General features: G+C 69.1%; 15 protein-coding genes, 1 tRNA gene, 2 pseudogenes and 1 riboswitch. Of the genes and pseudogenes, 5 read left to right on the top strand and 13 right to left on the bottom strand.

Translation table 11 applies throughout. From position 1 onward, the window contains the following. Nucleotides 1-4: 4 nt before the first annotated feature. Entirely contained in the window at nucleotides 5-2,899 is a 2,895-nt protein-coding gene (gene uvrA, locus Rai3103_RS11890; RefSeq protein ID WP_228489339.1) for an excinuclease ABC subunit UvrA, read from the bottom strand. Between the two features lie 157 nt (nucleotides 2,900-3,056). Continuing rightward, nucleotides 3,057-3,371 carry a DMT family transporter gene (locus Rai3103_RS11885; protein ID WP_153572780.1) on the bottom strand — a complete coding sequence of 105 codons (315 nt, stop codon included), beginning with the start codon at nucleotides 3,369-3,371 and terminating at the stop codon, nucleotides 3,057-3,059. A gap of 10 nt (nucleotides 3,372-3,381) precedes the next feature. Further along, nucleotides 3,382-3,446, bottom strand: a riboswitch (guanidine-III (ykkC-III) riboswitch). Between the two features lie 119 nt (nucleotides 3,447-3,565). Between Rai3103_RS11885 and Rai3103_RS11880 the strand changes: the two genes are divergently transcribed. Genes Rai3103_RS11880 through Rai3103_RS11865 form a run of 4 tightly spaced genes read left to right on the top strand, consistent with a single transcriptional unit; the run spans nucleotide 3,566 to nucleotide 6,416 of the window. Then, on the top strand, nucleotides 3,566-3,934 hold the full coding sequence (locus tag Rai3103_RS11880) for a YciI family protein (RefSeq protein ID WP_153572779.1): 369 nt from the start codon (nucleotides 3,566-3,568) through the stop codon (nucleotides 3,932-3,934). Between the two features lie 37 nt (nucleotides 3,935-3,971). Next, nucleotides 3,972-4,964, top strand: coding sequence for a LysR family transcriptional regulator (locus tag Rai3103_RS11875; protein ID WP_153572778.1), 993 nt, complete (start codon nucleotides 3,972-3,974; stop codon nucleotides 4,962-4,964). Nucleotides 4,965-5,016: 52 nt separating this feature from the next. Beyond that, nucleotides 5,017-5,739 carry a maleylpyruvate isomerase family mycothiol-dependent enzyme gene (locus Rai3103_RS17855; RefSeq protein WP_228488886.1) on the top strand — a complete coding sequence of 241 codons (723 nt, stop codon included), beginning with the start codon at nucleotides 5,017-5,019 and terminating at the stop codon, nucleotides 5,737-5,739. Continuing rightward, entirely contained in the window at nucleotides 5,736-6,416 is a 681-nt protein-coding gene (locus tag Rai3103_RS11865) for an MBL fold metallo-hydrolase (protein ID WP_228488885.1), read from the top strand. Before Rai3103_RS17855 ends, Rai3103_RS11865 begins: the two co-directional genes overlap by 4 nt. A 50-nt stretch (nucleotides 6,417-6,466) precedes the next feature. Here the strand turns inward: Rai3103_RS11865 and Rai3103_RS11860 are convergent, their stop codons facing one another. The 5 genes and pseudogenes from Rai3103_RS11860 to Rai3103_RS11840 form a co-directional block, all read right to left on the bottom strand. Then, a complete protein-coding gene (locus Rai3103_RS11860; RefSeq protein WP_153572775.1) occupies nucleotides 6,467-7,045 on the bottom strand; it encodes a class I SAM-dependent methyltransferase in 579 nt (192 codons plus the stop codon). Nucleotides 7,046-7,136: 91 nt separating this feature from the next. Then, a pseudogene (gene uvrB, locus Rai3103_RS11855) lies at nucleotides 7,137-9,232 on the bottom strand (excinuclease ABC subunit UvrB). Between the two features lie 270 nt (nucleotides 9,233-9,502). Next, nucleotides 9,503-10,960 (bottom strand): 30S ribosomal protein S1, encoded by a 1,458-nt coding sequence (gene rpsA, locus Rai3103_RS11850; RefSeq protein WP_153572774.1) that lies wholly within the window; start codon nucleotides 10,958-10,960, stop codon nucleotides 9,503-9,505. Between the two features lie 234 nt (nucleotides 10,961-11,194). After that, the gene (gene polA / locus Rai3103_RS11845; RefSeq protein ID WP_153572773.1) at nucleotides 11,195-13,951 is read right to left on the bottom strand and encodes a DNA polymerase I; all 2,757 of its coding nucleotides are present in this window, start codon (nucleotides 13,949-13,951) and stop codon (nucleotides 11,195-11,197) included. A 46-nt stretch (nucleotides 13,952-13,997) separates the two neighbouring features. Further along, a complete protein-coding gene (locus Rai3103_RS11840) occupies nucleotides 13,998-14,621 on the bottom strand; it encodes an ANTAR domain-containing response regulator (protein ID WP_228489337.1) in 624 nt (207 codons plus the stop codon). 543 nt (nucleotides 14,622-15,164) lie between these two features. Here Rai3103_RS11840 and Rai3103_RS11835 point away from each other — a divergent pair. Then, nucleotides 15,165-15,249 (top strand) — tRNA-Leu (locus tag Rai3103_RS11835). Between the two features lie 44 nt (nucleotides 15,250-15,293). Here the strand turns inward: Rai3103_RS11835 and pyk are convergent. The 6 genes and pseudogenes from pyk to Rai3103_RS11810 all read right to left on the bottom strand — a co-directional run bounded on the left by pyk (nucleotide 15,294) and on the right by Rai3103_RS11810 (nucleotide 19,910). Next, nucleotides 15,294-16,709: a pyruvate kinase gene (gene pyk / locus Rai3103_RS11830; RefSeq protein WP_153572772.1), complete on the bottom strand. Its 1,416-nt coding sequence runs from the start codon at nucleotides 16,707-16,709 to the stop codon at nucleotides 15,294-15,296. A gap of 127 nt (nucleotides 16,710-16,836) precedes the next feature. Next, nucleotides 16,837-17,040: an RluA family pseudouridine synthase gene (locus Rai3103_RS19085; protein ID WP_422396053.1), complete on the bottom strand. Its 204-nt coding sequence runs from the start codon at nucleotides 17,038-17,040 to the stop codon at nucleotides 16,837-16,839. A gap of 51 nt (nucleotides 17,041-17,091) precedes the next feature. After that, nucleotides 17,092-17,519: pseudogene (locus Rai3103_RS19080) on the bottom strand (RluA family pseudouridine synthase); the annotation flags it as partial. A gap of 235 nt (nucleotides 17,520-17,754) precedes the next feature. Then, nucleotides 17,755-18,378, bottom strand: coding sequence for a signal peptidase II (gene lspA / locus Rai3103_RS11820; RefSeq protein ID WP_228488884.1), 624 nt, complete (start codon nucleotides 18,376-18,378; stop codon nucleotides 17,755-17,757). After that, complete coding sequence (locus Rai3103_RS11815; protein WP_153572771.1) at nucleotides 18,378-18,830, bottom strand: TraR/DksA family transcriptional regulator; 453 nt, start codon at nucleotides 18,828-18,830, stop codon at nucleotides 18,378-18,380. Before Rai3103_RS11815 ends, lspA begins: the two co-directional genes overlap by 1 nt. A 123-nt stretch (nucleotides 18,831-18,953) precedes the next feature. Beyond that, nucleotides 18,954-19,910 carry a DivIVA domain-containing protein gene (locus Rai3103_RS11810; RefSeq protein WP_153572770.1) on the bottom strand — a complete coding sequence of 319 codons (957 nt, stop codon included), beginning with the start codon at nucleotides 19,908-19,910 and terminating at the stop codon, nucleotides 18,954-18,956. Nucleotides 19,911-19,994: the final 84 nt, after the last annotated feature.

The following is a 19,994-nucleotide window of genomic DNA, read 5'->3' as shown; positions in this document are numbered from 1 at the left end:
GTCCTCACCCGGCGCTGACGAGCGCGTCGCCCACACCGACGTCGGAGTGCTCGAGGACCGGCCGCAGGTAGCGGCCGGTCCACGACTCCGCGCAGTCAGCGACCTCCTCCGGGGTGCCCTCCACCACGATGGTCCCGCCACGTCGGCCGCCCTCCGGGCCCATGTCGATGATCCAGTCGGCGGTCTTGATCACGTCGAGGTTGTGCTCGATCACAATGACGGTGTTGCCCTGGTCCACGAGCCGGCCGAGCACCCCGAGAAGCTTGCGGATGTCCTCGAAGTGCAGGCCGGTGGTCGGCTCGTCGAGGACGTACACGGTGCGCCCCGTGGAGCGGCGCTGCAGCTCGGCCGCCAGCTTCACCCGCTGCGCCTCGCCACCGGACAGCGTGGTCGCTGGCTGGCCCAGCCGGACGTAGCCGAGGCCGACGTCGACGAGCGTCTGCAGATGGCGCGAGATCCTCTTGATCGGCTCGAAGAACTCCAGCGCATCCTCGATGGGCATGTCGAGGATCTCAGCGATGGTCTTGTTCTTGTAGTGCACCTCGAGCGTCTCCCGGTTGTAGCGGGCACCGTGGCAGACCTCGCACGGAACGTAGACGTCGGGCAGGAAGTTCATCTCGATCTTCAGCGTCCCGTCGCCATGACACTCCTCGCAGCGACCACCCTTGACGTTGAACGAGAACCGGCCGGGGCCGTAGCCGCGCATCTTCGCCTCCGGCGTCTCGGCGAAGAGCTTGCGGACCTGATCGAAGACACCCGTGTAGGTGGCGGGGTTCGACCGCGGCGTCCGCCCGATCGGTGACTGGTCGACGTGGATCACCTTGTCGATCTGGTCGATGCCCTGCACCGCCCGATGCTTGCCCGGCACCGCCTTGGCCGCGTAGAGCTGCTTGGCCAGTGACCGGTAGAGGATCTGGTTGACCAGCGTGGACTTGCCCGATCCCGAGACCCCGGTCACCACCGTCATCGTCCCCAGCGGGAACGTCACGCTGACGTGCTGGAGGTTGTTCTCGTACGCGTCCCGGACGACCAACTCCCGCCCCGCTGTCCGCGGTCGTCGAAACGCGGGCATCGGGATGGAGCGGCGCCCGGACAGGTAGGCGCCGGTGAGCGACTGGTGGTTGGCGAGCAACTCCTCGTACGGTCCGGACACCACGACGTCACCACCGTGCTCACCGGCCCCGGGGCCGATGTCGACCACCCAGTCGGCGGCCTTGATGGTGTCCTCGTCGTGCTCGACGACGATCAGGGTGTTACCGAGGTCGCGCAGCCGTTCGAGTGTCTGGATCAGCCGGGCGTTGTCCCTCTGGTGCAGGCCGATGCTGGGCTCGTCCAGCACGTAGAGCACACCGACCAGACCGGCGCCGATCTGCGTGGCGAGCCGGATCCGCTGCGCCTCCCCGCCGGAAAGGGTGCCGGCGGACCGGGACAGGGTCAGGTAGTCGAGACCGACGTCCACGAGGAAGCGCAGTCGCAAAGCGATCTCCTTGACCACCCGCTCGGCGATCTGCGCTTCGCGCTCGCTCAGTTCCAGACCGGAGAGGAAGTCCGCCGCGTCGGTGATGGCCATCGCGGCCACCTCGGCGATGGACTTCCCGCCGACGGTCACGGCAAGTGAGCTCGGCTTGAGCCGGGCACCCTTGCAGGCCGTGCAGGGCACCTCGCGCATGTAGCCGGCGAAGCGCTCCCGAGCGGTGTCGGTCTCGGCATCGTCGTGCCGGCGCGAGATCCAGTGCACGACGCCCTCGTACGACGTCGTGTACTTGCGCTCGCGGCCGAAGCGGTTGCGGTAGGACACGTAGACCGGGGACCCGTGGCCGCCGAGCACCAGTCCCTGGACCTCCGGGCTGAGGTCACGCCAGGGGGTGTCCAGGCTGAAGCCCTCCTCCTTGGCCATCCCGTGCAGCAGGCGCATGAAGTAGTCGCTGGTATGAGAGCCGGCCCATGGGGCGATCGCTCCCTCCGCGATGGACATCTGGTCGTCGGGGATGACGAGGTCGGGGTCCACCTCCATCCGGGTGCCGATGCCGTCGCACTGGGGACAGGCTCCCCAGGGGGAGTTGAAGGAGAACTGCCGCGGTTCCAGCTCCTCGAGAGTGATGTCGTGCCCGTTGGGGCAGGCGAGGTGCTCGGAGAAGTGCACCTCTCGCTCCGGATCCTTGGCGTCGCGGTCCACGAAGTCGATCGCGACGACCCCCTGGGTCAGGCCCAGGGCGGTCTCGATGGAATCGGTGAGGCGACGCTGGGCGGTCGGCTTGACCACCACGCGGTCGACGATCACGTCGATGTCGTGCTTCTTCTGCTTCGCCAGCGTGGGCGGGGCGGTGAGCGGGTGCTGCTCGCCGTCGACCCGGACCCGCGCATAGCCCTGGCCGGCGAGCTGCTGGAAGAGGTCGACGTACTCGCCCTTGCGACCGCGGACGACCGGCGCCAGCACCTGCAGGCGGGTCCCCTCGTCCAGGGTCATCAGCCGGTCCACGATCTGCTGGGGCGACTGACGACTGATCGGGGCGCCACAGACCGGGCAGTGCGGGTGCCCGGCACGTGCCCACAGCAGGCGCATGTAGTCGTACACCTCGGTGATCGTGCCGACCGTCGATCGCGGGTTGCGGCTGGTGGACTTCTGGTCGATCGACACCGCCGGGGACAGACCCTCGATGAAGTCGACGTCGGGCTTGTCCATCTGGCCGAGGAACATCCGGGCGTACGAGGACAGCGACTCGACGTAGCGCCGCTGACCCTCGGCGAAGATGGTGTCGAAGGCCAGGCTCGACTTGCCGGATCCGGACAGCCCGGTGAACACGATCATCGCGTCGCGCGGCAGGCTGAGCGAGACGTTGCGCAGGTTGTGCTGGCGGGCTCCGCGCACGACGATGCGGTCGAGCCCGGCGGGGTGCACGGGATCGGCTACCGAGGGGAGATCGGGATGATCAGCGGGTGTGGTCGGGCTCACCGGACAATCCTATGCACTCCCCTCTGACAGTCCGGGGTCCGAGCGCTCGGGAGGCCCGCACGATGGATACCGACGCCACCGACGCCACCGACGCCACCGACGCTCAGTGGAGGGCCTTGAGACCGATCACCCCGCCGATGATCATGGCCAGGAACGCCACGCGCAGCGGGCCCACCGGGTCGGCCCCGGTAATCATGCTGAATCCCACGGTGAGAGTGGCCCCGATTCCCACCCATACGGCGTAGGCGGTGCCGGTGGGCAGGTCACGCATCGCGTACGCCAGGCCGGCCATGCTCAGGGCGAGCGCCGCGACGAAGACCACCGACGGGATGAGTCTGCTCAGCCCGTCGGACCGACCCAGCGCAATCGCCCAGACGGCCTCCAGGACACCGGCGACCACCAGAACGAGCCAGGACATGCGGCACCCCTTCAAGCCGTCTTGTCGCACGCCGGGTACGGCTCCCTCGTCCGGGATCCCTCAGGGGGAATCCGCAGTACTGTCTCACATGTCCCGATCGGTCCGGAGCTCGGCGCTCGGTGCACTTCCCCGAGCGCGGATGCCATTGCCACCGGCCCCGATCTCCGCCACCCTTGGGAGCGAGGGAGGTCATCATGCGCTGCGTGCTGCTGCTGAACAATGCGGAACCCAAGCCGGGCGAGGTCTCACCCGAGGCCATCACGGCCATGCAGGAGGCGTTCGGGGAGTACGGCAAGGAGCTGGAGGAGGCCGGGGTGCTGGTCGCCGCCGAGGTCCTCACGTCACCCTCCGAGGGCACCAGCCTGACCCGCCGGCCCTGGGCGGTCGATGCCCATCACGGACCCTTCGCGCCGGCCACCGAACCACTGATGGGCGTCTTCATCCTGGACGTCCCGGATCGCGCGACCGCGCTCGCCTGGGCGGAGAAGTGTCCCGCCGCGACGTACGGCATCGTCGAGGTGAGGACCTCGGCCACCTCGTACCTGGACGGGCGGTGGACCTAGTCCCGTCGCTGGCGCGCGGGTCGAGGGGCGGGCGGGTATGAGCCATCGTTGGCCCGACCCCGCCGCCCTGGAACTTCTTGTCGCGGTGGCGGAACAGGGCAGCGTGGGCGCGGCGGCCCGGACACTCGACATGGCCCAGCCGAACGCATCCCGTACCCTGCGCAATCTCGAGCACGAACTCCGGCTTCGGCTCCTCGACCGTACGCCCCAGGGCTCGACGCTGACCTCCGAGGGCGCGCTGGTGGTGACCTGGGCCCGAGCCGTCCTCGGCCAGGCGCAGACCCTCGTCGACGGTGTCGCGCTGCTCCGCCGGGAACGCACCGCACGGGTCGCCGTCGCCGCGACACCGCTCATCGCCGAGCACCTGCTGCCGATGTGGGTGGCGGAGCTGCGCAGCACCGTCCGGGCCCGGGCGCCCCAGTGGTACCGCAGCGGCGCGCCGAAGGACTCCCCCACCGTCACCGCCTCCGCCGAGGTCGAGGTCGACCTCGCCGTCGCCGCGGCGCCCACGATCCTCGATCTGGTCGCCCGCGGTGAGGCGAGCCTCGGTTTCACCGAGGAACCGGTCCGGGCGGCGGGGCTGGAAGTACTGAACTTCGGGACCGAGGGCCTCGTCGTCGTCGTCGCCCCGCACCACCCCTGGGCGCGGCGCGAGCTGCCGATCACCGCCGCTGAACTGGCCCGGACACCGCTGGTCCTCGAGCCGGCGGCCAGCTCAACCCGTCGGGTGCTGGACCGAGCCCTGGCACCGTACGATGCCGTCCCGCCGCGGCTGGAGAGGGCGAACGCTGCCGCGGTGCTCACCGCCGTCGCCGCCGGCACCACCCCCGGGGTGGTGGGCAGCCTCGACGCCGCTTCGTGGATCCGGACCGGCCGGGTGGCGACTGTCAATGTCGCCGACCTCGTCCTCGCCCGCCCGCTGCTCGTCGCGTGGCGGAAGGGCGGACGTCCGCCGGACCTGGCCGGGGACCTGCTGGGGATCGCCCTGGCCCACGCCCGGCGGTACGCGACACCCGGTCGGGTGGGCTGACCGGGTGGGCGACGTCCTGTCGCCGACCGGCCGCGGTCGTTATGGTGGAGCGGTGAGCACCGACACCCCCGGCCCCGTGGCCGCACTGCCCGAGGTCCGCCACGCCCTGCGCACCGCCACCCACGACCTGCTGGGCGACACGATCCAGGTGAGCGACGACGACTGGGGCGGCCCTAGCGGCCTGCCCGGCTGGACGCGGGCCGAACTTGCGGCCCACATCGCCCGGCACGCGGACGCCGTGCGGGGGGTCATCGAGGGCGCGTTGCGCGGCGAGGACGTGCCGCTCTATCCGACGCCGGAGGCCCGGGAGTCCGCCATCCGGGCCGGCGCGGGGCGGGACGGCCTGGCGATCCAGGAGGACCTGGACGCGTCCTCCAGCGCGCTCGAGGACACCTTCGACCGGATCCACGACTGGACCATGCCTGTCCTGTTCCGCGGCACCCGGGTTCCGGTGGCGGCCCTGGCCCTGGGCCGGCTGGCCGAGGTCGCCATCCACCACATCGACCTGGCGATCGGGGCGGGCTTCGGCGATCTCGACCCGGACGTCGCCGTCCTCGTCCTCGGGTGGGCGGTCGAGCGGATCGGGAGCAAGCCCGATGCCCCGGCGCTGCGTCTCGTCGCCCCGGACGGGCGGGAATGGACGACGCCCGCCGTCGACGACGCCGGACCGACGCAGGTCAGTGCCGATCCCGCCCAGCTTCTCGGCTGGCTGGCGGGTCGGCTGCCCGCCGACGCGGTGAGCGGCGCCGACGGCGTGGTCGTCCCGTCGTGGTGACCGACCCTGTGACCGGGCCGGATGACCGGTGCCACGTCGAGCCCGGCGGACCGGCACTCACGCTCGACCTGGGTGACCTGACCCTGACCAAGGTGTCGGTCGGGCCGACGGACAACAACGCCTACATCATCGCCGCACCGCAGGGCCCGGTGGTCCTGGTCGACTGCGCCGCGGAGGCGGACCGACTGACCGAGGTGCTCGGCGATCGTACGGTCGGGGTCATCGTCACCACCCATCAGCATCCCGACCACGTCCGGGTGCTGACGGAGATGGCGCAGCGGACCGGGGCCGCGCTCGTCTGCGGAACGCCCGACCGCGAGGCCATCCGCCGCCGGACCGGGTCGGGACCGGACGGGCGGTGGGACGGCGACGTCATCCGCTGCGGCGACCTCGAATTGGGTGTCATCGGCCTCGTCGGGCACACCCCCGGATCCATCACGCTCGTCGTCACACCGGACCACGGGCCGGTGCACCTGCTCACCGGCGACGCGATCTTTCCCGGCGGGCTGGGGCGCACGACCTCCCCGGAGGACTTCGCCACACTGTTCGAGGACGCCGCCGGCAAGGTCTTCGACCGGTTCGGGGACGACACCATGATCCATCCCGGGCACGGCGACTCCACGACCGTCGGGCGGGAACGCCCCCACCTCGGTGAGTGGCGCGCCCGCGGCTGGTGACCCCGCGGCTGGTGACCCCGCGGGCTGGGGGCAGCGGCCGCGTCCGTGGATCAGTCGCGGCGGGCGTCCAGAACGATGTCGATGGCGACGCCGTCGGGCGTGGTCCGCTCGACCTCCTCGAGTCGCAGGACGGTGAGGTCCCCGGCCGCCGTCCGTAGCTGGGGCACGTCGAGCAGCATCGCCGGATCCTGGGGACCGCCGACGCCGTCGGTGAGGTTGCGCAGCGCGTGGCCGACGACGAACAGGTGCCCCCCGGGGGCCACCAGCCGGCGGAGCCGGGTGAACACGTCGGCGGTCACGTGCATGAAGGACACCAGCACCAGGTCATAGGTGCGCGGGGCCTGCCAGGTGGTGACGTCGTCGACCACCCAGTCGATGGCCAGGCCCCGGCGGGTGGCCTCCGCCTCGCCCTTGGCCAGCCCGACGCCGGAGAAGTCGATCGCCGTGACGTCCCAGCCGCGCTCCGCCAGCCAGATGGCATGCCGCCCCTCCCCCGCGGCGACGTCAAGGGCGGCGCCCGGTGTCAGGTCGGGGACCAGGGCTGCGACCTCCTCGTGCGGCTCGGCCCGCCAGACATGGTCGTGCTCGGCGTAGCGGCGGTCCCACTGGGCGGCGTCGGAGGTCGTCATCTCGTTCCTTCATGGAGGTCGGTGCGGCGGTTGGGTCGGTCCGGACGGGCCGACACCCTCACGATACCCATGGAGGTATGTGGCCGAGCCGCTACTTCGTGGCCTCGACCATCTGCCGTAGCTCCTTCTTGAGTTCGGCGATCTCGTCGCGGAGCCGGGCGGCCACCTCGAACTGCAGTTCGGCCGCGGCCTGGTGCATCTGGGTGGTGAGGTCCTGGACGAGTTGGGCGAGTTCGATGGACGGCACGCTGGAAAGGTCACGCACGGCACCGGACTCCACGGCGGGCGAGGTCGGCCCGTCGTGGCCACGCCGTCCCCGCCCCGCGGTCTGCGCCATCAGTTCGTCGGTGTCAGCGTCCTCGCGGGCGAGCATCTCGGTGATGTCGGAGATCTTCTTGCGCAGCGGCTGCGGGTCGATGCCGTGCGCGAGGTTGTAGGCCGTCTGGACAGCGCGCCGCCGGTTGGTCTCCTCGATCGCCACCTGCATCGACGGAGTGATGCGGTCGGCGTACATGTGGACCTGGCCGGCGACGTTGCGGGCGGCGCGGCCGATCGTCTGGATGAGGGACCGATCCGACCGGAGGAACCCTTCCTTGTCGGCATCGAGGATGGACACCAGGGACACCTCGGGCAGGTCCAGCCCCTCGCGAAGCAGGTTGATACCGACCAGGACGTCGTACGCCCCCAACCGGAGGTCCCGGAGCAGCTCCACACGCTTGAGGGTGTCGATCTCGGAGTGCAGGTAGCGGGTCCGGATCCGGTTCTCCAGCAGGTAGTCGGTGAGGTCCTCCGACATCTTCTTGGTCAGCGTGGTCACCAACACCCGCTCCCCACGGGAGGTCCGCTCACGGATCTGACCGATCAGGTCGTCGATCTGCCCCTTCGTCGGCTTCACGATCACCTCGGGGTCGACCAGACCGGTGGGCCTGATGATCTGCTCGACCACTCCGTGCGACCGCTCGAGCTCGTACGTGCCCGGGGTCGCCGAGAGGTAGACGGTCTGCCCGATCCGCTCGACGAACTCGTCGAACTTCAACGGCCGGTTGTCCATCGCGCTGGGAAGCCTGAAGCCGAAGTCGACCAGGGTGCGCTTGCGGGACATGTCCCCTCGTACATGCCGCCGATCTGCGGAACGGTGACATGCGATTCGTCGACGACGAGGACGAAGTCCTCGGGGAAGTAGTCGAGCAGGCAGTTCGGCGGCGTGCCGGCCCCACGGCCGTCGATGTGCCGGGAGTAGTTCTCGATGCCGGAGCAGGTGCCGATCTGGCGCATCATCTCCATGTCGTAGCCGGTGCGCTGCCGGAGTCGCTGCTCCTCGACCAGTTTTCCCTGGTCGTGCAGTTCGACGAGTCGGCGGTCCAGCTCGGCCTCGATGCCCTTCAGGGCACGATTCATCCGCTCGGGGCCGGCGACGTAGTGGGTCGCGGGGAACACATAGGTCTCGGTGTCCTCGCTGATCACCTCGCCGGTCACCGGGTGCAGCGTGGACAGCGACTCCAGTTCGTCGCCGAAGAACTCGGCATGGACGGCGTACTCCTCGTACATCGGGAAGATCTCCACCGTGTCGCCCCGGACCCGGAACGTGCCACGCGTCCCGGCCAGGTCGTTGCGGCCGTACTGCATCTCCACGAGGTGGCGCATCAGGTCGTCGCGCTCGTACTCCTGCCCGACCCGGAGGGTGAGCATCCGGTCGACGTACTCCTGGGGTGTGCCCAGTCCGTAGATGGCGGACACGGTGGCCACCACGATCACGTCACGCCGGGTGAGTAGGGAGTTCGTCGCCGAGTGCCGCAGGCGCTCGACCTCCTCGTTCAAGGAGGAGTCCTTCTCGATGTACGTGTCCGTCTGCGGGACGTACGCCTCCGGCTGGTAGTAGTCGTAGTACGAGACGAAGTACTCGATCGCGTTGTCGGGGAAGAAGTTGCGCAGCTCCGAGGCGAACTGGGCCGCGAGCGTCTTGTTCGGCTGCATCACCAACATCGGCCGCTGGAGTCGCTCGGCCAGCCAGGCGACGGTGGCGGTCTTGCCGGTGCCGGTGGCACCCAGCAGCACGACGTCCTTCTCCCCGGCCTCCAGGCGCCGCTGCAGCTCGTCGATGGCCTGCGGCTGGTCGCCGGCCGGGTCGAAGTCGCTGACGACGTGGAACGGGGCAACACGACGGGTGATGTGACTGACCGGACGCATGGTTCGAGCCTACGCGGCGGCACTGACATCGGCCGATCCCAGCGGTCTGCAGACCTCGTCAGCTCGCCCGTGCAGAAGTGTCTGTCATTGAGCAGAAAGACACGGGCGAGGTGAAGGGCTGAACGTTTGTGTCTGAGGACCCGGAGATGCGCCTGAGGTTGGGGCCGGACGGGCACGACGAAGGCGCCTGAGGCTGAGGACTGCGCAGGAACGACGAAGGCCCCCGCCGCATGGTGGGGGCCTTCGTGGCTAGATCAGGCTGGCGGAAGCTCAGTGGCCGCCGGTCAGCTTGTCACGCAGGGCCTGCAGGGCCTCGTCGGAAGCCAGCGAACCCTCGGTGGTCTCCTCGGACTCCGGGACCGAGCTGGTGTAGGACGTGCCGGAATCGACAGCCGCGGTGGCTTCGGCCTTCTCGGCGTCCACGACCTGCTGCTTGTGCAGCTCCCAGCGGCGCTGGGCCTCGGCGTACTGGTTCTCCCAGGCCGCGCGCTGCTCCTCGAAGCCGGGCTTCCAGTCGTTGGTCTCCGGGTCGAAGCCCTCGGGGTAGATGTAGTTCCCCTGGTCGTCGTACGTCGCAGCCATGCCGTAGAGCGTCGGGTCGAAGTCCTCGGCGTTGATGTCGAGGCTCTCGTTGGCCTGCTTGAGGGACAGCGAGATGCGGCGACGCTCGAGGTCGATGTCGATGATCTTGACCATGACCTTGTCGTTGACCGTGACGACCTGCTCCGGGATGTCGACGTGGCGCTCGGCCAGCTCCGACACGTGGACCAGGCCCTCGATGCCCTCCTCGACACGCACGAACGCGCCGAACGGGACGAGCTTGGTGACCTTGCCCGGAACGATCTGCCCGATCTGGTGCAGACGGGCGAACGCCTGCCACGGATCCTCCTGGGTCGCCTTCAGCGACAGGGAGACGCGCTCGCGGTCCATGTCGACGTCCAGGACCTCGACGGTGACTTCCTGGCCCACCTCGACGACCTCGGACGGGTGGTCGATGTGCTTCCAGGACAGCTCGGAGACGTGCACCAGGCCGTCGACACCGCCGAGATCGACGAACGCGCCGAAGTTGACGATGGAGGACACGACACCCTTGCGGATCTGGCCCTTCTGCAGCTGGTTGAGGAAGTTGTGGCGGACCTCGGACTGGGTCTGCTCGAGCCACGCACGGCGGGACAGGACCACGTTGTTGCGGTTCTTGTCCAGCTCGATGATCTTGGCCTCGAGCTCCTGGCCGACGTACGGCTGGAGGTCACGGACACGACGCATCTCGACAAGGGAGGCGGGCAGGAAGCCGCGCAGGCCGATGTCGACGATCAGGCCACCCTTGACGACCTCGATGACGCGGCCGGTGACCACGCCGTCCTCTTCCTTGATCTGCTCGATCGTGCCCCAGGCGCGCTCGTACTGTGCGCGCTTCTTGGACAGGATCAGGCGGCCTTCCTTGTCCTCCTTCTGCTGGACGAGGGCCTCGACCTCGTCACCGACCTGGACGACCTCGAAGGGGTCCACGTCGTGCTTGATGGAGAGTTCCTTGGAAGGGATAACACCTTCGGTCTTGTAACCGATGTCGAGGAGAACCTCGTCACGGTCGACCTTGACCACGGTGCCGGTGACGATGTCACCGTCGTTGAAGTACTTGATAGTGCCGTCGACTGCCTGGGCGAACTCGTCTGCAGAAGCAAAGTCGTCGACAGCGACCTGAGGCGCAGCCTCAAGGGAGGAGGTCATGTAGTAGGGCTCCGGTGTTGGAAAGTGATGCGTTACGCCGCAGCCCTGATCCCACCGGGCCAGCGATCAACCCAACAAACACGGACAACTTCTGTCGGTCAACACGTGAACCCCGTACGAGCGTGTCCCACTCCGTCCGAAGACACGCAGGCCACAGCGCATAGTCAGGCTATCGCGCGGCCGAGGGGAGGTCAATCCGAGGCACCCTTGGCCGGCCCGCGACGGTCCGCCCTGTCAGTGGGCGGCCTCGTGCCAGGACCGACCACTGCCGACCGAGACGTCCAGCGGCACGTCGAGCGCCATCGCCGCCCCCATCGCCTCCCGAACCAGGGCCTCCACGTCGTCGCGCTCGCCGGGGGCCACCTCGAACAGGAGCTCGTCGTGGATCTGCAGCAGCATCCGGGAGGTGAGACCGGACTCCCGCAGCCGATCATCGACCTTGAGCATGGCCAGCTTGATGATGTCGGCCGCGGAGCCCTGGATCGGGGCATTGAGAGCCATCCGCTCGGCCATCTCCCGGCGCTGGCGGTTCGAACTGGTGAGATCCGGCAGATAACGCCGGCGGCCGAGCAGGGTGGCGGTGTAGCCCGATCGGCGCGCCTCGTCGACGACCCCAGTGAGGTAGGCGTGCACCTCCCCGAAGATGGCGAAGTAGTCCGCCATCAGCTCCCTGGCCTCCGGCACCGAGATACGGAGTTGGTTGGACAGGCCGAAGGCTGACAGGCCGTACGCCAGGCCGTAGTTCATCGCCTTGATCTTCGCCCGCTGGGCGCCGGTGACCTGGTCGGCCGGCACGCCGAAGACATGCGCGGCGGTCACGGCGTGGAAGTCGCGTCCGGACCTGAAGGCCTCGATCAGCGCGTCGTCACCCGACACGTGGGCCATGATGCGCATCTCGATCTGGGAGTAGTCGGCGGTCAGCAGGCACTCGTAGCCGGCCCCGACGACGAACGCCTCTCGGATCCGGCGGCCCTCCTCGGTGCGGATCGGGATGTTCTGCAGGTTCGGGTCGGTGCTCGACAGGCGTCCGGTCGCGGCGACCGTCTGCAGGAAGGTGGTGTGGATCCGGCCGTCGTCGGCGACGGACTTCTGCAGCCCCTCCACGGTCTGCCGCAGCCGGATGGCGTCGCGATGCTCCAGCAGGTGCGCCAGGAACGGATGGTCGGTCTGCTCGAACAGGGTCTGCAGGGCTTCGGCGTCGGTGGTCCAGCCACTCTTGGTCCGACGGGTCTTCGGCATCCCCAGCTCGTCGAAGAGCACTGCCTGCAGCTGCTTGGGCGAGCCCAGGTTGACCTCCCGGCCCAGCACGTCGTACGCCTCGGACGCGGCCCGCTGGACCCGGGCGTCGAAGTCCTGGTGGAGTCCATCGAGCAGGTCGGTGTCGAGGGCAATGCCAGTCCGTTCCATCCCGGCGAGCACTCGCATCAGGGGAAGCTCAACGTCGTGCAGCAGTCCGCTCCCCTGGTGGGCGTCCAGATCGTCCTCCAGTACCAGGGCCAGCCGCCGGACGGCCTCGGCCCGGATCCGGGCCTCGTGTCCGGCCGACCCGGAGTCGTCGCCCAGATCGAGTGCCGACTGCGCCGGCGCCTGACCGCCCTCGACGACGACCAGTTCCTGGTGCAGTGTCCGGGTGACCAGGTCGGCCAGATCGTACGACCGCTGGTCGGGGCGCAACAGGTAGGCGGCCAGCGCTGTGTCCGACCACAGACCGGCCGGTGCCCAGCCGCGGGCCCAGAACGCCAACAGTGGTCCCTTGCCGTCGTGGAGGACCTTGAGCCTCGCCGGGTCCGCCAGCCAGGCAGCCAGGGCATGCTCGTCGGCGGGCTCGAGCTCGGCGGGATCGACAGAGAGCGCGTGGCCGTCCGCGCCCGCGATCGACAGCCCCACCACGTCTCCGCTGCCCGCACTCCAACGGCCGGTGATGTCCAGGCCGGTGGGTCCGTCAGCGGTGTGGTCGGCCAGCCAGCCGCCGAGGCTCCCCGGCTGCGGCGCGTCGTCGACCACCTCGATGGCCACTGCGCCGTCGGCGTCCGTGACCGGTTCCTCGGCACGGAGCAACTCGAACAGGCGGTCCCGCAGGACCCGGAACTCCAACTGGTCGAACAGTTGGTGCACCGCCTCCCGATCGACCGGGTGGCGGGCCAGGTCAGCGGGAGCGACGTCGATCTCCACGTCGCGTACGAGTCGGTTGAGGTCGCGGTTGCGGCGGACGTCGTCCAGATGGGCGCGCAGGTTCTCCCCGGCCTTGCCCTTCACCTCGGACACGCGGGCCAGCAGGTTCTCCAGACCGTCGTACTGGCTGAGCCACTTTGCCGCCGTCTTGGGGCCGACACCTGGGACACCGGGCAGGTTGTCGGAGGTCTCGCCCACCAGGGCGGCCAGCTCGGGATAGCGGTCGGGGCGGACCAGATAGCGCTCCTCGACACCCTCCGGACCGAGGTCGAGCAGGTCGGAGACACCCTTGCGCGGGTAGAGGACGTGGACCCGCTCGGTCACCAACTGGAAGGTGTCGCGGTCCCCGGTGCACACCCGGACGTCCATGCCCTCGCGTTCAGCAGCCGCGGCGAGCGTGGCCAGCAGGTCGTCGGCCTCGTAACCGTCCTTCTCGAGGTGCAGGACGCGCATCGCGTCGAGCACCTCCTTGATCAGCTCGACCTGGCCGCGGAACTCCGCCGGGGAGGCATCCCGGGTGGCCTTGTAGTCCTCGTACACCTCGGTGCGGAAGCTGCGGCGCGAGACGTCGAAGGCGACCCCCAGGTGGGTGGGCTGCCAGTCGCGCAGGAGGTTGATGAGCATCGAGGTGAAGCCGAACACGGCGTTCGTCACCTGGCCGGTGCTGGTCGAGAAGTTCTGCGTCGGCAGCGCGAAGAACGCCCGGTAGGCGACCGAGTGCCCGTCGATCAGCAGGAGCCTCGGCCGGCCGCCGTCGGGAGAACTCGTCGTCTGGGCGGGACCGGGGACTGTCGTACGGGGTGCTGTCGTGGTGGCCACGCGGTGACTCTACCCGTGGCCACCGACAACACCGTGGATCTGCGGATTACTGGTTCTTGGGCTTGCGGAGCTTCTCGATGATGCCTTCCGCGACCTCACGCATCGGCTTGCGCAGGTCCATCGCGGTCTTCTGGATCCACCGGAAGGCCTCCTGCTCGCTCATCCCCATGCCGCTCTGCAGCAGGCCCTTCGCCTGGTCGACCGCCTTGCGGGACGCCAGCCGCTCCTCCAGGTCCTCGACCTCGGCCTCCACGGCGCGGATCTCCTGGAAGCGGGCGAGGGCGATCTCGATCGCCGGGACCACATCGGAGGCTTCGAACGGCTTCACGACGTACGCCATCGCCCCCGCCTCGCGGGCCCGCTCGACCAGCTCACGCTGGCTGAAGGCGGTGAGCATGACGACCGGGGCGATGCGCTCACCGGCGATGATCGTGGCCGCCGTGATGCCGTCCATCCGGGGCATCTGGACGTCCATGACGACCAGATCGGGGCGCAGCTCACGGGCCTTCTCCACCGCCACCTCGCCGTCGCCGGCCTCGGCGACGACGTCGTAGCCCTCGTCACGCAGCAGCTCGACCAGGTCCAGACGGATCAGCGCCTCATCCTCGGCGACGATGACACGCGTCCGGGTGCTGCCCTCATCCGCGCCGCTGCCACCAGCGGCGATCAGCGCCTCGACCGAGAGAGCGGTCGGCTCCTCCACGGCCTTCGCGGAGGCCTCGGGCGCATTTCGCGCCACGTCCTCCAGGACCGACGCCTCCGGGGCCTCGGGCTGGGCCACCTCGGTCTGGGTCACCTCGGTCTGGGCCACCTCAGGCTCGGTGACCGGCGCGGCCTGCTCCGGGACCGACTCCGCCGGCTCGACCTCGGGCTGCGGCACTGCAGCGGGCTCCGGCATGGACTCGGGCTCGGGCGTGGCCGCCTTCCGGGTGGTCTTCTTGGCCGCCGCCTTGGTCGTGGTCACCTTCTTGGCCGCGGTCGTCTTCTTCGCCGTGGCAGCCTTCTTGGTCGTGGCCTTCTTGGTCGCGGCCTTCTTCGCCGGAGCCTTCTTCGCGGGCTGCTCGGGGCCATGTCCTCGGCGGACGCGACGTCCTCCCCCTCACTGCCGAGGGGCGTGTTGTCACTTGTCGTCATCGAGAATCACCTGTCATGAGGCCCCGGCACGAGGTGCCGGGGCGAACGGGGGTGGATCCGGTATAGTGATCCATCGTGCGCCGGGGTGGCGGAATGGTAGACGCGGACGGCTCAAACCCGTCTGTCCCTGACAGGACGTAGGGGTTCGACTCCCCTTCCCGGCACAACCGGACGCGGGGCCGCTGGCCCCGCGTCCTTCTCCATCTTCCTACACGCTGCCGATCTTGTGGACACGCAGCGAGTTGGTGCGTCCGGGACGTCCTGCCGGCGTACCGGCCACGATGACCACCCGCTCGCCGTCCTGGACGACGCCCTTCTCCTTCAGCGTCCGGTCGACCAGCCGCACCATGTCATCGGTCGCCTCCACCGTCGGGGTGAGCACCGTACGGATCCCCCAGGACAGCGTCAGCTCACGCTGGGTCTTGACCAGCGGAGAGAAAGCGACGATGGGGATACGCGGACGCAGCCGCGCCATCCGGCGGGCGGTATCGCCGGACTGGGTGAAAGCGACCAGGTAGGCGGCGCCGACCCGCTCCGCGACGTCGACGGCGGACTTGGAGATCACGCCACCGGTGGTGTGCGGGTCCCAGTCGATCGACGAGATCTGCTCCATGCCATGGACCTCGGTGGAGTCGACGATCTTGGCCATCGTGCCGACGGTCTCGACCGGGTACTTGCCGACCGAGGTCTCCCCGGAGAGCATCACCGCGTCGGCGCCGTCGAGGATCGCGTTCGCGACGTCGGAGGCCTCGGCCCGGGTCGGGCGCGGGTTGCCGATCATCGACTCGAGCATCTGGGTGGCCACGATCACCGGCTTGGCCCAGCGACGGGCCTTCGTGATGATCTGCTTCTGGACCAGCGGCACCTCCTCCAGCGGGAGTTCCACGCCGAGGTCACCGCGCGCCACCATGAACGCGTCGAAGGCGTCGATGATGTCGTCCAGGTTCTCGATGGCCTGCGGCTTCTCCAGCTTGGCGATGACCGGGACGGTCCGTCCCTCCTCGGTCATCACCTGGCGGACCAGATCGACGTCGGCCGCGTCGCGGACGAACGACAGCGCGACCATGTCGAATCCGTTGCGCAACGCCCACCGTAGGTCGTCGGCGTCCTTCTCACTCATCGCGGGGACCGACACCGAGGCGCCGGGCAGGTTGAAGCCCTTGTGGTTGGAAACCGGGCCACCGACGATGACCTCGCACACCACGTCGGTCTCGGTCACTCGCTTGGCGACCATCAGGATCTTGCCGTCGTCGACAAGGATCTGGTCGCCGGGCTTGACGTCGTGCGGCAGGCCCTTGTGGGTGCAGCCGACGTGGTTCTTGTCACCGACCACGTCGAGGGTCGTGACGGTGAATTCCTGGCCGTCGTCGAGGACGGCGGAGCCGTCACCCCCGAACGTTCCCAGCCGGATCTTGGGGCCTTGCAGGTCGGCGAGGAGGCCGATCGGACGGTCGGCCTTGGCCTCCGCGTCGCGGAGGTTCCTGAGCCGCTCCTCGTGCTCCGGATAGGAACCGTGGCTCATGTTGAAGCGGGCGATGTCCATACCCGCATTGATCATCTCGAGAAGCCGATCAGCGTCCGATGACGCCGGGCCCAGGGTACAAACGATCTTTGCTCTACGCACGGTCCGACTTTATCCGAGGACCCTGAGCACGGGGACACCGGCCCCGGATTTGTCTCATCTTGCACCCAAATAACGGGCGACGAGCGACGGGCGCGCCGCGGGCCCCAGCGCCGTCCCGCAGGAGCGATCAGCCGTAGGCGACGACGTCGAGCGCCCGCTCCAGATCAGCAGGGTACGGCGAGGTGAACTCGACGTACTCCCCCTTCGTCGGGTGGATGAAGCCGAGACGTACGGCGTGCAACCACTGGCGGTCCAGTCCGGTGCGGGCCGAGAGCGCCGGATCACTGCCGTAGAGGGGGTCTCCGACGCAGGGATGGTGGATCGCGGCCATGTGCACCCGGATCTGGTGGGTCCGGCCCGTCTCGAGATGGATGGTCAGCAGCGTCGCCGCCGCGAAGGCCTCGATCGTCTCGTAGTGGGTGACGCTGGGCCGCCCCCGGCGACGACCGCCATCTTCCACTCGTGGCCGGGGTGACGCCCGATGGGCGCCTCGATCGTCCCGGAGAACGGATCGGGGTGCCCTTGGACAAGGGCGTGGTAGGTCTTGTCGACCGTACGATCGCGGAACGCCTGCTTGAGCACGGTGTAGGCCACCTCACTCTTGGCGACCACCATCAGACCGGTGGTGCCGACGTCGAGGCGCTGGACGATCCCCTGCCGTTCGGGCGCGCCCGAAGTGGAGATCCGGAACCCGGCCGCGGCCAGGTGCTCGACCACCGACGGCCCGTCCCAGCCGAGGGAAGGGTGCGCCGCGACACCGGCCGGCTTGTCGACGACGACGATGTCGCGGTCGTCGTGGACGATCCGCATGCCCTCGACGACGCGCGGCACGACGCGCACCCCGGGGTCCTCATCGGGCAGGTCGACCTCGAGCATCGCCCCGCCCCGGACCCGGTCGGACTTCGCCACGGTGTCCCCGTCGAGGCGGACGGACCCCTCGGAGATCAGGTCGGAGACGTAGCTGCGGGACAGCCCGAGCATCCGGGCGGCCGCGGCATCGACGCGATCCCCTCCAGCCCGTCAGGCACCAGCAGGACCCGGGACCTCATGCGCGCGCCCCCCGATCGTCCGGAGCATCCTCCGCCGACTCCACGGGGGTCGCACCCGGGGCCACACCGGGCTCCTTCTCGTCGCGGGTGCGGTGGTCATGGTCGTACGGCCGACCGGTCGGCCCGTGATGACCGAAGAAACTGAGCACGACGACGAGGACGGCGGCCGCGCAGATCATCATGTCGGCGACGTTGAAGATCGGCCAGTAGGGCAGCATCAGGAAGTCGACGACGTGGCCGCGGAAGGCGGCCGGCGGCCGGAGCAACCGGTCGGTCAGGTTGCCCGCGACTCCGGCGGCGAGCAGGCCGAGGGTGACGGCCCAGCCCCAATGGCGCACCCGTGGCAGCGCGACGACGAGCACTGCCAGCAGCACCAGGCTGGCCAGCACCGCGAAGACCCAGGTCGACCCCTCGCCGAGACTGAACGCGGCCCCCGGGTTGCGGATCAGGTAGAGCTGCAGGAGCCGCCCCACCAGCGGGACGGGGACGCCGGGGTCCAGGGAAGCGATCACCGCCTGCTTGGCCACCTGGTCGGCCGCGACACCGGCCACGGCGACCCCGAGCAGGATCGTCCGGGCCGATCGGGGCGGCACGACCCCGGTGTGCTCCAGCTGGCGCACTATCGCCGTTCCTCCCGCTGCTTGCACGCCAGGCACAGCGTCGCCCGCGGAATGATCTGCAGGCGTCCCTTGCCGATCGGCTGCCCGCAGTTCTCGCAGCTGCCGTACGTCCCGCGCTTGATCGCGGCCAAGGCGCGTCGGGACTGGTCGAGGACCTCTTCGGAGTTGCGCACCAGGGACATCTCGTGGTCGCGCTCGAAGTTGGCGGAGCCGACGTCGGCCGGGTCACGACCGGTCACGTCGGACCCGTCGCGGATGCCTACCAGCTCCGCCTGGGTCTGCTCGATGATCTCGCGGGTGCGCTCGATGTCGGCTTCGAGCTCATCGACGATCTCGCGCAGTTCCTCGAGGGTCCAGGGATCCTCGTCCGGCTCCACGGGGAAGGCCGCGGGATCGAGGGCATCGCGCCAGGCCGCGTCGTCAGCCGGCCGCGCTGCGTCAGTGGTGGGCATAGTCAGGTCTCGTCTCTTTCCGTACGAACTCGTGGCTGGAGAGTACACGAAGGGCCCCACATCTGCGGGGCCCTTACTGCGTGTCAGGAGAGGAACTACAGGTTCAGCTGCTCCGCTGACGGGTCACTTGCCGCCCATCAGCGCATCGAGTCGCGGGGTCGCCGAGCTCTGCTGCCCCATCGGCTGGCGCTGCTCGACGCCCTGGGCCAGCATCGGACGGTTCTCCGGCTCGAACACGGAGCCCTCCAGAGCAGCCAGCTGCTGACGGATGTGCTCGCCGAACGTCGTGCGGAAGGCATTCTCGTGCGCCCGCAGCTCCGCGACGTTGCGCTGGAGCTGGTCGCGCTCGTCCTCCAGACCGCTGAACAGCTCGGCCCGGCGCATGTTGACCTCGTTGTCGAGGTTGTTCGCCCGGGACTGCGCGTCGGAGAAGAGCCGCTCGGCGTTGATGCGCGCCTCGGATTCCGTACGATCGGCGCGGGTCTGCGCATCGGTGGTGATCTCGTGCGCCTGACGGTTCGCGGAATCGATCGTTTCGCTCGCCTGCCGGTTGGCGTTGATGATCGTGTCGTTGGCCTGGCGGTTGGCCGTGTCGATGGTGTCGTTGGCCTGTCGGTTCGCGCTCTCGATGGTGCTCTGCGCCTCGGCCTCGGCCTCGGTGACGAGCCGCTCCGCCTGCTCGGTGGCCATCTGGACGAGGCGGACCACAGCAGGGCTGGCCTCGGCGGAGGTGGTGACGACGATGCGCTCGACGCCACCCTGGATGACCGGAGCGGGCGCCACGGGGATCGGCGACGGGATCGGCTCCGGGATCGGGCTGGGAGCCATCACCGGCTCGGGCCTCGCCATCTCGACCACAGGCTGGAACTGCGAGGTGGCCTGCTGGGCCTCGGCGGCGTTCTCGGCCGCCTGCTGGAGCGCCTCGACCTGGCGCCGCAGCATCTCGTTCTCCTCCACCAGCTTCGCGAAGGACGCTTCCACCCGGTCGACGAAGAGGTCGACATCAGTCACCTCATAGCCAGCACGCCGAGCCATGTGGAATTTGGTGTTGCGCACTTCGTCAAGCGTCAGTGTGGTCATACGTTCACCTCGAAATCGTCCAGTGGACCGGATGTCCAACGGAAAGCATTGGCCCGCCTCGGACGAGGCTACTGCGGTCGGCAA

It is taken from the genome of Raineyella fluvialis, from assembly GCF_009646095.1.
Classification (GTDB): Bacteria; Actinomycetota; Actinomycetes; order Propionibacteriales; family Propionibacteriaceae; genus Raineyella; species Raineyella fluvialis.
This window is presented reverse-complemented; position numbering and strand designations above follow the sequence as displayed.

What these genes read in the sequence shown, in the direction of transcription:
- Rai3103_RS11885 (WP_153572780.1), bottom strand. Translation starts at nt 3,371, where the DNA reads ATGTCCTGGCTCGTTCTGGTGGTCGCCGGTGTCCTGGAGGCCGTCTGG.
- Rai3103_RS11880 (WP_153572779.1), top strand. Translation starts at nt 3,566, where the DNA reads ATGCGCTGCGTGCTGCTGCTGAACAATGCGGAACCCAAGCCGGGCGAG.
- Rai3103_RS11875 (WP_153572778.1), top strand. Translation starts at nt 3,972, where the DNA reads ATGAGCCATCGTTGGCCCGACCCCGCCGCCCTGGAACTTCTTGTCGCG.
- Rai3103_RS11860 (WP_153572775.1), bottom strand. Translation starts at nt 7,045, where the DNA reads ATGACGACCTCCGACGCCGCCCAGTGGGACCGCCGCTACGCCGAGCAC.
- rpsA (WP_153572774.1), bottom strand. Translation starts at nt 10,960, where the DNA reads ATGACCTCCTCCCTTGAGGCTGCGCCTCAGGTCGCTGTCGACGACTTT.
- Rai3103_RS19085 (WP_422396053.1), bottom strand. Translation starts at nt 17,040, where the DNA reads ATGGCCGCGATCCACCATCCCTGCGTCGGAGACCCCCTCTACGGCAGT.
- Rai3103_RS11815 (WP_153572771.1), bottom strand. Translation starts at nt 18,830, where the DNA reads ATGCCCACCACTGACGCAGCGCGGCCGGCTGACGACGCGGCCTGGCGC.
- Rai3103_RS11810 (WP_153572770.1), bottom strand. Translation starts at nt 19,910, where the DNA reads ATGACCACACTGACGCTTGACGAAGTGCGCAACACCAAATTCCACATG.